The organism is Paenimyroides ceti (assembly GCF_030409925.1).
Genome location: NZ_JAUFQU010000001.1, coordinates 2,601,220 through 2,614,024, shown reverse-complemented (window position 1 = coordinate 2,614,024; position 12,805 = coordinate 2,601,220). Strand labels below are relative to the sequence as shown.

Genomic DNA, 12,805 nt, shown 5'->3' with positions numbered 1-12,805 from the left:
TTCGTTTTATATGAAAAAAATAATCTATTTCTTCTTTTGTTTTTTCTTGTTCTATCCGATAATTGTAGACGCACATAATATTGAGAGAGAAAAAGAAAAACCTTATATATCGGACAATAAAAGAGATTTCTCTTTTTATGCTCCATTAAATGATGATTGTCCGGAAGCAGTTACCTTAACTGTGAATACCTCTCATGAATGTGTTATTTCTTTTTCTTCCAATTTTCAGGGAGCAACGCCTTCAGGATTGCCTAATACTTGTGCAGGTGTGCCAAATGATGACATCTGGTTTGAATTTACTGCTTTATCATCAGTACAGGTTATTACCCTTTCAAATGTTACAGGAAATGCGCCAATAGTTTCCGGAACGCTATATTCAGGAACTTGTAATAGTTTGACACAGGTTAGCTGTTTATCATCAGCGGGTACGGGCGCAAACCGGATAGATAATCTCATCATGGGAGAAACATACCGTATAAGACTTTTTTCTATGGTGTCTCAAATAAATACGGTATCCTCTTTTGATATATGTATTACAACACTAAGCCCGCCTATCAAAGTTTCTACTGTAACTACTAATACTCAGATAAGGGAAAATCTTATCAAACATCCCGGATGTATAGAGATCTCAAATATTCAGACAAAATCAGGAAAAGATTACGATGAATATATTTTATATCCTGCAAATGCTGTTGAGGGAATAGGATTGTTTGAAAAAAATAACTCTTTGTTTCCTTTCGAGAAAGGAGTTGTGTTGTCTACGGGTAATGTTTTATCGGCCCCTGGACCAAAAACAACTCAGGACCAGTCATCAGGCAGTACTTTCTGGACAGGTGACAATGATTTGAATAATTTATTAACGGCTCAGAATATTGGCGGAGCAACTTTACACGCGTCAAGTATAGAGTTTGATTTCATTTCTTCTACAGATTATTTTAGATTGGACTACTTACTGGCATCAGATGAATATGGCAATCGCTGTGATAATTATGATCTGGTTGCTTTCTTTCTGACAGATCCAAATACCGGAGTAACGACAAATCTTGCTACTGTTCCGAACACAAATACGATTGTTTCTCCGGTAACGATTAAAGATGGTCAATACCAGCAATTTCCTATCAATTGTACTTCTCTGAATGCAGTATATTTTGGAAATTATTACAACGGAGTCAGTTTTGAATCTCAAAGTGCACCGGTTAATTTCAGAGGAACTACGATACCGATGAAGGCAACAGCTACTGTATTGCCTAATCAGATTTATCATTTAAAAATTGTCATTGCGGAACAGAAAAACAACTTTAGCGCCGGACCCGGAGGTGTTATTTATTATGATAGTTATGATACTGCTGTATTTATTGACGGTTTAAGTTCAATACCTGATGTCTTGGATCTCGGGCCTGATTATCTTATCGAATCAAATACTGCTTTATGCAACGGAGACAGCGCTGTATTGAATACCGATTTAAATCCTCAGATATATACTTTCCAATGGTATAAAAATGATCTGCTCATTTCAGGAGCCAACCAGCCTTCATTAACAGTATCAACACCCGGGATTTACAGATTAGATGCCCGTTATGGTTCTGCATGTATTATTTCTGATGAAGTAACAATAGAAATGTATCCGAGTATATATTCCGGTGCCGATATACCAACCCTCGAAACTTGTGTTTTTGGTACAACTGTAACACCTTTAGACATTACCATAAACAAACAGTTTATTGAATCACAACTCCTTATTGATGTGGATCAGACTGAACTATATTTTTATGAATCGGAAAATGATGCGATTGATGGGGTTGACCCTATTACGGATATAACCAATTATACGCCTGCTCAATTGCCACAAAATATATATGTAAGTTTGTTAAATAAAACAACCGGCTGTGTCGAACTAATTACTTTTATGATCATTAGTAAGACAACAGATTTTGTAAAAGGACCTGAAAGTATTAAACTCTGTGTGTATGATGGACTTGTGGATCGAACAGATCTGACAATTATTGAATCTGAACTTCGGGCACAAACAGAATCAGATATTCATATCTCTTATTACATATCAGAACAGCAGGCTCAAACTCAAAGTAATTCTATAGATAATCCAAAAGAGTTTTATCCAATGGCATTGCCGGTTACTATTTATGTGTTGATTATTGATGAAACTACAGGCTGTAAAACAATTACAAGTTTTCAATTAATCGAATCAGAAGTAGTGCTGCCTGTTTCTTTTGGCGATGTTGTAATCTGTACACAATATATTTTACCAGCTTTACCGGAAAATCAATTTTATAGTACGGAAGAATACGGAAAAGGAACCGTTTTAAGTACAGGAAGTATTTTGAAATATGGTACACACTTATATTATATCAATTCTGTAAACAATGAGGGATGTATTGCCAGTACAGAACAAAGAGTTGAGGTGATCAATTGCTCTGTACAGAAAGGGATTTCTCCTAACGGAGATGGACTAAATGATGCTTTTGATCTGACAAATTACCATCCTTTGGAGGTAAGTATTTATAACAGATACGGTAAACAGGTATACCATCATGCTAACGGATATAACAATCAATGGACAGGACAGGATTCTGCCGGGAAATCATTACCTGATGGTACTTACTACTATCGTATAGTTACAGTAAGTGAAGAATTAACGGGTTATGTATATTTGTTACGGGAAGTAAAATAATTATAAAGCAGATCTTCATACTACTTTATTGATCTGTATCTTATATCTGTTTTAAAAAGAAAAGCCGGAGTTACACTCCGGCTTTTTTATAAATAATAATCTTGATTATTATTTAGTAGCTTTTACGCTTAATTTGATCGTGATTTCATCTTTGATTACTTTATCACCAGCAAGGTCTTTTACAACAGATCCTGAGTTAAAGTTCACACCCCATTTTGTTCTGTCGATGTTGAATGCGTCTGATACAACAGTTACATCATTATCCGTAACAGTGATTGTTGCAGGAAATTTAATTGAATGACTAACTTCTTTCAATGTTAGATTCCCTTCAACCATTTGTTTTCCGTTTTCTTCTGTTACATTAGTAATTTCAAAAGTTCCGTTTGGATATTTTTTAGTATTGAAGAAGTGGTCTGCATTCTCATCAGTAGCACCTTTTAAGTGACCTTCTAATCCTGCTTTCTCTTCAGCGTCAGTTAAATCTGTAACATTGATAGAGTTCATATCAATAACAAATTTACCATTTGTTACTTTTCCGTCTTTTACAAACACTTCACCTTCTTTAAGGTTGATTGTTCCCATGTGTTTACCACCAGATACTTTACCACCTTCCCATTCGATTTTAGAATCTGCTGCCTGTGCAGTGTATTTTACTGCTTCAGTAGATGGAGTTGTTGTTTCAACTGCATCACCAGTTTCTACAGAACTTTCTTTTTTACAAGCAGTTAAAGATAATGCTGCAATAGCAAATACAGCTAATACATTTTTTTTCATAATTATATTACATTTTTTATTTAATGCAAATTTATAACAAAAACCAGTACATATTTCTAATTACTGTTAAAATTTAAATTTCTTAATCTATGTTAATTAAGTGACATCTTGACAGAACAGCATTAAATGGCAATGAATTTGTTATAACGTGTGTAATTATAATTATGTACTGAAAATTATGGCAACTGAAAATAATGAAAACATCCAGGATGTTAATGATAAAGAAATGGATATCAATCCGGTAGAGGCACAGGAGCAAAATACTGAGGCTGTTGAAGAAAATAGTTTTGAAGCGGAATTAGAAAAAGAAAAGGATAAATTTTTGAGACTTTTTGCTGAATTTGAAAATTTCCGAAGACGTACTGCTAAAGAAAGATTAGAGTTAATGTCTACTGCCAGTGAAGGTGTTATCACCTCTTTATTACCGGTCTTAGATGATTTTGATCGTGCGTTGGAACAAATAGAAGCCAGAGACCTGGAAACGGATCTTAAAGGTTTTTCTCTGATTTCAAGTAAGCTGCGTGACACATTGTCTTCAAAAGGTCTTATGTTAGTGGATATTGCTAAAGGAGATGTATTCAATGCTGATTTGGCTGAAGCGGTAACTCAGGTTCCTGCGGGTGATGAAATGAAAGGAAAAATAGTAGATATTATTGAAAAAGGTTACAAATTGGGTGATAAAATTATCCGTTTCCCTAAGGTAGTTATCGGACAATAATATATAAGGTACTTACTTACAACGATGAAAAAAGATTATTACGAAATATTAGGAATTGATAAAGGAGCTGATGCTGCTGCTATAAAGAAAGCTTACAGAAAAAAAGCAATCGAATTCCATCCGGATAAAAATCCAGGAAATAAAGAAGCAGAAGAAAACTTTAAGCTGGCTGCTGAGGCATATGAAATATTGAGTGATCCTGACAAAAAGGCCAAATATGATCAGTATGGTCATGCCGCATTTGATGGTGCCGGTGGTTTTGGCGGAGGTGGTTTCAATAATATGGAAGACATCTTCAGTCAGTTTGGAGACATTTTCGGTGGCGGAGGTTTTGGTGGTTTTGGCGGCTTCGGCGGTGGCGGAGGTGTTCGCAGAGTCAAAGGAACTAATTTGCGTATCAAAGTAAAACTTACCATTGAAGACATTGCCAAAGGAGTTGAGAAAAAAGTCAAAGTAAAAAGAAAGGTACAGGCTGCAGGAGTTACCTATAAAAGTTGTACTACCTGTAATGGTACGGGTCAGGTAACTAAGATTGCCAATACTATTTTAGGTAGAATGCAGACATCTTCTCCATGTCCGACATGTGGTGGTGCAGGACAGATGATTGATTCAAGACCGGCAGGCGCTGACAGTGACGGGATGGTTTTTGCAGAAGAAACCGTTTCGATCAAAATTCCGGCTGGAGTAACAGAAGGTATTCAGTTAAAAGTTTCCGGTAAAGGTAATGATGCTCCTGGTGCTAATAGCATTCCCGGAGATCTGATTGTGGTGATTGAAGAAATTGAACATGATACATTAAAAAGAGAAGGAGAAAACATCCATTTCGATTTATACATAAGTTTCTCAGAAGCTGCTTTAGGCGGTTCGAAAGAAATTGATACTGTAAATGGAAAAGTACGCATCAATCTCGAAGAAGGTATACAGTCTGGTAAAATTTTAAGATTAAAAGGAAAAGGTTTACCAAGCATAAATGGTTATGGAACGGGAGATTTTCTCATACATGTAAACGTCTGGACACCTAAAAAATTAACAAAAGAACAAAAAGAATTTTTCGAAAAAATGAAGGATGAGGAAAATTTTAAACCAAATCCACAGAAAAATGATAAATCTTTTTTTGAAAAAGTAAAAGAAATGTTTTCTTAATTAAAAAATAATTTATAATTTTGAAACACACTTATAAAACGGTGGATTTTCTTTTTCATAGCAATTTTTCCCATCCCTGTGTAAACAGGGATGGGTTTTTTTATGAAATACCGTTATTTAGCAATTAATAACAAGACATTATTATTACATTTACAAAAAATATACTTTTCATGGAAAACATTCTTGAAGTACATAATGTAACAAAGAAATACAGCGAAAAAGTAGCTTTAAACGGAGTTTCTTTAAATATAGCTAAAGGAAGTATCTTTGGTCTTTTAGGACCAAACGGCGCCGGAAAAACTTCTCTGATTCGCATCATCAATCAAATTACTTACCCGGACAGCGGACAGGTTTTGTTAGATGGAGAAAAATTATCTCCGCATCATGTAAGACACATCGGATATATGCCGGAAGAGCGCGGATTGTATAAAACCATGAAGGTAGGTGAGCAGGCTATGTACCTTGCTCAGCTGAAAGGTTTGAGCAAAGCGGAAGCAAAAAAGCAATTGCAGTATTGGTTCGATAAACTCGAAATAAGTGATTGGTGGAATAAAAAAATACAGGAATTATCAAAAGGAATGGCACAAAAAATTCAATTTGTCGTTACTGTATTACATCAACCAAAACTACTCATATTTGATGAGCCGTTTTCCGGTTTTGATCCTGTAAACGCCAATATTATCAAAGATGAAATCCTGGAGTTAAAGCAAAAAGGAAGCACTATAATCTTTTCTACCCATCGTATGGAAAGTGTGGAAGAATTATGTGATGAAATTGCATTAATTCATAAGTCCAATAAACTGCTCGATGGAAAATTACTCGATGTAAAGAGAGCTTATCGTAGCAACACCTATCAGGTTGGGATAAAAACATCACAGCCAGATCTTTTACAAGCATCATTACGTGATTTTGACTATAAACAAACGAGTTTTAAGAGTCTTGACAATGAAGTACAGCTCAATGTGTCTTTAGGAAATTTCTCTACAAATGAACTTATGCAGCGTTTGGTACAGCATGGTGAAATCACACATTTTGTAGAACACATTCCGAGTGTAAATGATATTTTTATTCAAACAGTAAGTGAAAAATAATGGGAGTACTATCATTGATTATTAAAAGGGAATTTATTGCGAAAGTGCGCAACAAATCTTTTATTGTAATGACTTTTGTGAGTCCGCTTATATTTGTCGGTATTGCCGTTCTTATCGGTTATTTAGGCAGCATACGTTCAGAAGTCAAAAATATAGGTGTTCATGATGAAAGTGGGCTCTTTGTAAAAGAATTCAAAAGTAATAAAGAATATAAATACTATGATGTTTCTTTGGTTCCAAAGGAAATTCTTACAGACAGTATTTCCCGTAAGGCTTATGAAGGTGTGTTGTATATTCCTAAATATGACAGTATCGGAAAATACGAAAACGGCATACAGTATATTTCTGAAGATAGTCCGAGTTTAGGTTTCGTTTCACAGGTAGAAAATACCATGAACCGTAAACTGACCAAATACAATCTGAGCAATCAGGGGTTTGATACCCTGGTTATTGATAAAGCTAAAACGAATGTTACGATCAATCTGGTAAAATCGAGTGGTGAAGAGACTGTTAAAGGACTCAATGAAATAAAAATTGCCATAGGAACCGTTTTTGGATATCTGATCATGATGTTTATCATCATCTATGGAAATCTTGTGATGCGTAGCGTAATAGAAGAAAAAACAAATCGAATTATAGAGATTATCGTTTCTTCTGTAAAACCGTTTCAATTAATGTTGGGCAAAATCATAGGCACCACATTTGCCGGAATTCTCCAATTTGCAATTTGGGCAATTGTTGGCGGAATATTGATATTTGTGGTAAACAGTATGTTTGGTTTGAGTACTACAGCTACCAATACAGAATTGGCAGCCCTCAATTCAGGTGAGCTTTTGGATAAAGTACAGATGTATTATAAAGAAATAATGATGTTGCCATTAGGAAGCCTGTTTTTTTACTTCATCTTTTATTTTATCGGAGGCTATTTTCTTTACAGCTCATTATATGCTGCTATCGGGGCTGCTGTTGACAATGAAACAGATTCTCAGCAATTTTTATTTCCGGTCATCATGCCGCTGATGCTTGGCGTTTATGTGGGATTTTTCGCAGTAATGAATGAACCACACGGAACAGTAGCAACTGTTTTCTCAATGATACCACTCACTTCACCAATAGTAATGCTGATGAGAATACCGTTTGGCGTGCCTACCTCACAAATTATCATTTCGTTAGTTATATTATTTGTTACCTTTATTGGCATAGTATGGGTAGCAGCAAAAATATACCGTGTAGGAATTTTAATGTATGGTAAGAAACCTACATGGAAAGAATTATTAAAATGGTTAAAATATTAAATAAGAATGTCGAGAATATTAATAATAGAAGATGAAGCAGCCATCAGAAGAGTTTTATCTAAAATTCTCTCTGAAGAAAGCGATTCTTATGTAGTAGATGAAGCGGAGAATGGAGAAGAAGGAATCGAAAAAATTAAAAGTGAAGAATATGATCTCATTATCTGTGATATCAAAATGCCAAGAAAAGATGGTGAAGAAGTAATACAGGAAGCCAAAAAAATAAAACCGGAAATTCCTTTTATCATGATATCAGGTCATGGTGATCTGGAAACAGCTGTCAACACCATGCGGTTAGGGGCTTTCGATTATATATCTAAACCGCCGGATTTGAATCGTTTACTGACAACAGTGAGAAATGCACTCGATAAAAAATCACTTGTGGTAGAAAACAAAAGGCTTAAGAAAAAAGTCGGAAAAAATTATCAGATGATTGGAGAAAGTGAACCTATTCAGCATATCAAACAAATGATTGATAAAGTTGCTGAAACCGATGCCCGTGTGTTGATTACAGGTCCGAATGGAACCGGAAAAGAACTGGTGGCGCATAATTTACATGAAAAAAGTAACAGGTCTGCTTACCCTCTGATTGAAGTAAACTGTGCGGCTATCCCTTCAGAACTCATTGAAAGCGAATTATTCGGACACGTGCGCGGTGCTTTTACCTCTGCTGTAAAAGATCGTGCAGGAAAATTCGAAGCTGCTGACAAAGGAACTATTTTTCTGGATGAAATAGGGGATATGAGTCTTTCTGCCCAAGCAAAAGTATTACGCGCCTTACAGGAAAATATCATTACCCGGGTTGGAGCGGATAAAGATATAAAGATTGATGTGCGGGTTATAGCTGCTACAAATAAAGATTTGCGAAAAGAAATTGAAGAAGGTCGTTTCAGAGAAGATCTTTACCATCGCTTGGCTGTAATTCTGATCAATGTACCTTCACTAAATGACAGACGCAGTGACATTCCTATGCTTATTGAACATTTTATTCAAAAAATTGCAACAGAAAACGGTAATACCCCTAAGCGTATTTCTGCTGATGCTTTAGAATTGCTTCAGGAATACAACTGGACAGGGAACATCCGGGAACTGAGAAATGTAGTAGAGAGACTGATAATTTTAGGAGGACAGGAGATTACTAAATCTGATGTCCAAATGTTTGCATCAAAATAATATGAAGTTAAAAAAGATAAACGAAAATTTAAAAGAAGGATTAATCAGCAGCCAATTACTGGAGCCTACACCTTTATTAAAAGCCTGTTTCGGAACTATTAAAAGTGGAAATGATGTTGTAATCGTTTCAGAAGACGTTGCTGAGAGAGAAGATATTATTGTTATTACAACGATACAACGATTAGAAAAAGCCGTTTTAGAATCTCCGAGAGCATTGATAATGGTTAAAGATAAGCCTGAAGTACTGTCGCTATTAGATAAATTCAGAGCATACGGAAAATATACCGATTTGCGTTTCTATGGAGTACATGAAAAAACCAATTTAGACGAAGATAAAAACATGATTTCTCTGGGGCTTGATGTATTGATCGGTACCCCTGAGCGCCTGAATCTGATGTTTGGCTCTGCAGGATTTGACATTAATCAGTTAAAAATGTTTGTGATTAATGATGTAGATCAGTTACTGCGTTTACGGCTTGAACCAAAATTATACCGCTTGTCTGAAAGCATTGGAAAAACGCAAAGGCTTTATGTATCCGGTGATTATTATGAACGTCTCGATGCTTTCGTGGATAAAACCATGCTCGATTCATTCTGGTTTGATAAGGAAGAAGAAACAGAAGAAGATATTTGAAAATAAAAAAAGATTAGCTTTAGCTAATCTTTTTTTATATCCTCTTCTCAAGAAGCAATAAACATGAAAGGATTTCTTGCTCATTGTGTGATGTTGTTACCAAATCAATTAATTGTTGGGTATCTTTTTTATCCAAAGCAAGAGTTCTTTTTTTTTCAACTTCATTGACCTCTCTGTCTGATACTTTTTTGTAATGATTCAGAAGCTTATATAATTCTACTGTACTTATTTTCTCATCCTTTTTAAAGTCAAAGAATAGTTTGTTCTTTAAGAAATCCAGATCATTTTCAACACTTATAATTTTCTCAACATTGATAGATTCTGAAGGAAAGTCATCTGTATGCGTTTTTATGATGGAATCCGGCGTTTTGTTTTTTTTGCCGAAAAGCTGGCGAATCAAGGTAAACATAAACTAAGAAATAAGTTCTTGATATTGCCGCATAAAATTGCTATTGCTGTTTCTTTCATCAAATTGCTGCGCAATATTTTTTGCAAGTGGCATATAATGGGCGAGCAATTCTTCTTTTGTAAACTGATTCTTATGAGACTGGTACAAGCTGTGCTGTTCCGGAAGATCAACCACAAATATCAGCCCGTCTTCAAGCAGCTGTAAAGCTTCAATCAGATACATTGAAAAAGAAAACAGTAGTCTGTTCTGAGGACCGTCAGCCAAAGGAAGATATTTTTCAATCCATTTATGAGCTTCTTGCGGATATTTTGCAGCCATATAAACGCTTAGTTTGATTGCTGATAACAAAACGGATGTGTCGTTGGCCAGTTTGGCAATTTCATCCTGACATTTCGGATACAGAGAGGCAGCAACTTCTTCTCTGTTATTCTTATAAGCGGCATAGCACAGGTTAACCAGGGTACGCATTGGTACATGCAGACAGGTATATTGTTTGTCGAGCAATGGCAATGCTTTTTTATAGGCTTCATCAAACCCTCTTGTATATAAGAAAGCAGTTACTTCAGCATCCATCTCACAAGCTTCACAATCACTCATTCCATCACGTGGAACCTTGTTTACTTCTTGCATTGCATGATCTAATGCTGTTATGTTTTTCTGCACAATACAATCATTAAATAACTCGTTGTAATAAGCTCTGATGCCATACCCGTTTCTCTGAAGGCGCATTTTAAAGTCTTCCAATGCATTTTCTATCTGTTCTCTGCTTACTTTAGGATTGTCATATAATTCCGACATCATCCATTTGTATTGCCATAAGAAATCATTTTCGTCAAAAACATCCGGATGTTGTTCGTAGGCTTGCAATAACCAGGCAAAAGCAGGGATTGATTCGTTTGAAAATGCCAAATCGCGTTCCGTATCAATAAGAATCAGACGCAAGTCATATCCCCATTCAATATCTTCATTTTCGTCTGCAATTGCAATAGCCTTTTTCAATAATTTTACTTTTTCGGCAGGAATATTTAATCGGTTGATTTCATTTAATATTTTCTGTATTTTCAGCGTGTACATACTTCTTGTTATTATAAATTTACAAAATTGGTGAGTCCCATCACCATCAGATTATTAAGAGCTTCATTAAATAAGGCCATTTCTTTTTCACTTACGGTATATTTTCCCATAATGATAGCTTGCACATACAAAACCTCAATAACGGATTGAAATAAGAAATCATCGTTAATAGAAGTAATGTTTTTTACCAGTTGATTGTCAATGTTAAGACAAAAAGTCGCCTTTTTAGAAGCTGTATTTCCAAAAGAAGAAAGAGCTCCTGCAAACGGATTCGACGATTGCTTTACTTGCCGTATAGTAGCGGTATGACTGTTTTCTTCCGGACGTGTATAGATGGCTGTTGTGTCTGTAGGTTTAAAGTGTTTTAACTGGCATTCACAATTAAAATCTTTTAAAGTTTCTTCTACTCTGTTTAGAAAGGAAAGATGTTTTATTTCTTCTTCAACATCCAGTGAAATAAAAGAATTCAACAGTCTTGAAGGCGTCATTTCCTCCAGTTTCAATTGTGGTCGCATACGGGCTATTTTTTTTAACAGCTCTTCGTCAAATGTATAAGAAGCATTGATAAGCAAAGTCCCCTGAGATTGGGCAATGCGTTGCAACTGTTTAAAATCTTCATAATCGGATGCATAATACAGCGTTTGGGTTTCATCCGTCAGATGCTTAAAACTTCTGAACCCTTTGTTGGTTTCAAAAGGAAGATCATCAGCCAGCAATTCCAGAAATTCCGCATCTTCAATAGCAATAGCTTTCAGATGTAGAAAATGAATCTGAATTATTTTGAAATAGATTGCCTGATCTACTTTCCGGATGCTTTTTAGATACTCTTTTAGTACTTGTCCGATTTCTTTTCGTGTAGCGCGCAACTCATCATTCTGCATAAAAGATTCTCTCGATGCAGTAGCACTGAGTTCATTACTGTTCATCAGTATCCTTACAAAAAATGCCCAGGGAGGCAACAGACTGTTATCCGTATCAGATAAGAACATTCTTTTGAGGTAAAGACGATGATTTTGCTTGGCAGAAAATTGCGTTTTATAAGGCAGTATATACATTACACCCTGACACTTTCCGGCTTCAGTCTCAAAAGGAACAGCATCTAAAAAAGGAACATTAAACAACTCTCTTCCGGATTGCAGCAAAGCTTCTTTATCACTGCCTTTCTGTAACCACTGTGGCTGCTCTTCATTGAGTATGGTCTGTTTGCTTTCATGTAAGATGACAATTTTTTCAGAAAGAGCATCTCCGTAATATTTTATCTGAGGAATAAAATGAGCATAACTGAATAAATGCGCATATTTGTCTTTAGGAGTAAGATATACTTTCGTACCAATAGGCATGGACGAGGTCAATGCCTCAATTTCATAATTTCCATCACTGAACGCTGTCCAGCGAAATCCTTTATCATCATAAGCAGACCGTGTTTCAATAATTATTTTTTCACTGACTACAAAACAGGAAAGCATTCCTATTCCGAATTTACCTATAAAGTCACGGGCATCATCGGCATCTTTTCTTTTAGAACTTTCACCGATAACAGAGAGAAACTGGTGAATTTCACTTTCTTTGAGTCCGATACCGTTGTCTTCAAAAACAAATAGCTTATTCGTAGTATCCGGTAATGTAATTTGTATGGTTCCCTTAAGGTCATTATCAAGATGGCGCAGAGCTGTAATTGCGTCTACAGCATTTTGCAGCAATTCCCGAATATACGTATTCGGGTTGCTGTACAAGTGTTCTGATAATAGAGAGATCATTCCCTGAAGGTTGACCTGAAAGGAAAACGATTCGTTTAAAGGATTCATTTA

At 35.6% G+C, this 12,805-nt stretch carries 12 protein-coding genes; 8 read left to right on the top strand and 4 right to left on the bottom strand.

Going from position 1 to position 12,805, the window contains the following annotated elements; genetic code table 11:
* Positions 1 to 10 precede the first annotated feature (10 nt).
* Complete coding sequence (locus QW060_RS13000; RefSeq protein ID WP_290363912.1) at positions 11 to 2,689, top strand: choice-of-anchor L domain-containing protein; 2,679 nt, start codon at positions 11 to 13, stop codon at positions 2,687 to 2,689.
* Between the two features lie 108 nt (positions 2,690 to 2,797).
* Here the strand turns inward: QW060_RS13000 and QW060_RS12995 are convergent, their stop codons facing one another.
* Positions 2,798 to 3,310 carry a YceI family protein gene (locus tag QW060_RS12995; RefSeq protein ID WP_290364762.1) on the bottom strand — a complete coding sequence of 171 codons (513 nt, stop codon included), beginning with the start codon at positions 3,308 to 3,310 and terminating at the stop codon, positions 2,798 to 2,800.
* Here QW060_RS12995 and QW060_RS12990 point away from each other — a divergent pair.
* From QW060_RS12990 to QW060_RS12960, 7 genes are all read left to right on the top strand, one after another.
* Positions 3,270 to 3,500 carry a hypothetical protein gene (locus tag QW060_RS12990; RefSeq protein ID WP_290364803.1) on the top strand — a complete coding sequence of 77 codons (231 nt, stop codon included), beginning with the start codon at positions 3,270 to 3,272 and terminating at the stop codon, positions 3,498 to 3,500. The two genes, QW060_RS12995 and QW060_RS12990, sit on opposite strands and share 41 nt — an antisense overlap.
* 141 nt (positions 3,501 to 3,641) lie before the next feature.
* Positions 3,642 to 4,181: a nucleotide exchange factor GrpE gene (locus QW060_RS12985; protein WP_290364761.1), complete on the top strand. Its 540-nt coding sequence runs from the start codon at positions 3,642 to 3,644 to the stop codon at positions 4,179 to 4,181.
* A 24-nt stretch (positions 4,182 to 4,205) separates the two neighbouring features.
* The gene (dnaJ, locus tag QW060_RS12980) at positions 4,206 to 5,324 is read left to right on the top strand and encodes a molecular chaperone DnaJ (RefSeq protein ID WP_290363911.1); all 1,119 of its coding nucleotides are present in this window, start codon (positions 4,206 to 4,208) and stop codon (positions 5,322 to 5,324) included.
* Between the two features lie 170 nt (positions 5,325 to 5,494).
* Positions 5,495 to 6,415, top strand: coding sequence for an ABC transporter ATP-binding protein (locus QW060_RS12975; protein ID WP_290363910.1), 921 nt, complete (start codon positions 5,495 to 5,497; stop codon positions 6,413 to 6,415).
* Positions 6,415 to 7,710: an ABC transporter permease gene (locus QW060_RS12970; RefSeq protein WP_290363909.1), complete on the top strand. Its 1,296-nt coding sequence runs from the start codon at positions 6,415 to 6,417 to the stop codon at positions 7,708 to 7,710. Before QW060_RS12975 ends, QW060_RS12970 begins: the two co-directional genes overlap by 1 nt.
* Positions 7,711 to 7,716: 6 nt before the next feature.
* Entirely contained in the window at positions 7,717 to 8,880 is a 1,164-nt protein-coding gene (locus QW060_RS12965; RefSeq protein WP_290363908.1) for a sigma-54-dependent transcriptional regulator, read from the top strand.
* Position 8,881: 1 nt separating this feature from the next.
* The gene (locus QW060_RS12960) at positions 8,882 to 9,514 is read left to right on the top strand and encodes a DEAD/DEAH box helicase (RefSeq protein ID WP_290363907.1); all 633 of its coding nucleotides are present in this window, start codon (positions 8,882 to 8,884) and stop codon (positions 9,512 to 9,514) included.
* A gap of 34 nt (positions 9,515 to 9,548) precedes the next feature.
* On the opposite strand, the gene QW060_RS12955 is transcribed toward QW060_RS12960, so the two are convergent.
* From QW060_RS12955 to QW060_RS12945, 3 genes are read right to left on the bottom strand one after another with little or no spacing between them, the layout of a single operon-like run.
* Complete coding sequence (locus QW060_RS12955) at positions 9,549 to 9,923, bottom strand: hypothetical protein (protein ID WP_290363906.1); 375 nt, start codon at positions 9,921 to 9,923, stop codon at positions 9,549 to 9,551.
* A gap of 3 nt (positions 9,924 to 9,926) precedes the next feature.
* A complete protein-coding gene (locus tag QW060_RS12950; protein WP_290363905.1) occupies positions 9,927 to 10,997 on the bottom strand; it encodes a hypothetical protein in 1,071 nt (356 codons plus the stop codon).
* An 11-nt stretch (positions 10,998 to 11,008) separates the two neighbouring features.
* Positions 11,009 to 12,802, bottom strand: coding sequence for an HSP90 family protein (locus QW060_RS12945; RefSeq protein WP_290363904.1), 1,794 nt, complete (start codon positions 12,800 to 12,802; stop codon positions 11,009 to 11,011).
* Positions 12,803 to 12,805: the final 3 nt, after the last annotated feature.

Bases quoted from the DNA above. Each gene is read 5' to 3' on its own strand.
- QW060_RS12985 (WP_290364761.1), top strand. From the start codon at position 3,642: ATGGCAACTGAAAATAATGAAAACATCCAGGATGTTAATGATAAAGAA.
- QW060_RS12955 (WP_290363906.1), bottom strand. From the start codon at position 9,923: ATGTTTACCTTGATTCGCCAGCTTTTCGGCAAAAAAAACAAAACGCCG.
- dnaJ (WP_290363911.1), top strand. From the start codon at position 4,206: ATGAAAAAAGATTATTACGAAATATTAGGAATTGATAAAGGAGCTGAT.
- QW060_RS13000 (WP_290363912.1), top strand. From the start codon at position 11: ATGAAAAAAATAATCTATTTCTTCTTTTGTTTTTTCTTGTTCTATCCG.
- QW060_RS12965 (WP_290363908.1), top strand. From the start codon at position 7,717: ATGTCGAGAATATTAATAATAGAAGATGAAGCAGCCATCAGAAGAGTT.
- QW060_RS12970 (WP_290363909.1), top strand. From the start codon at position 6,415: ATGGGAGTACTATCATTGATTATTAAAAGGGAATTTATTGCGAAAGTG.
- QW060_RS12975 (WP_290363910.1), top strand. From the start codon at position 5,495: ATGGAAAACATTCTTGAAGTACATAATGTAACAAAGAAATACAGCGAA.
- QW060_RS12990 (WP_290364803.1), top strand. From the start codon at position 3,270: ATGTGTTTACCACCAGATACTTTACCACCTTCCCATTCGATTTTAGAA.
- QW060_RS12950 (WP_290363905.1), bottom strand. From the start codon at position 10,997: ATGTACACGCTGAAAATACAGAAAATATTAAATGAAATCAACCGATTA.
- QW060_RS12945 (WP_290363904.1), bottom strand. From the start codon at position 12,802: ATGAATCCTTTAAACGAATCGTTTTCCTTTCAGGTCAACCTTCAGGGA.
- QW060_RS12960 (WP_290363907.1), top strand. From the start codon at position 8,882: ATGAAGTTAAAAAAGATAAACGAAAATTTAAAAGAAGGATTAATCAGC.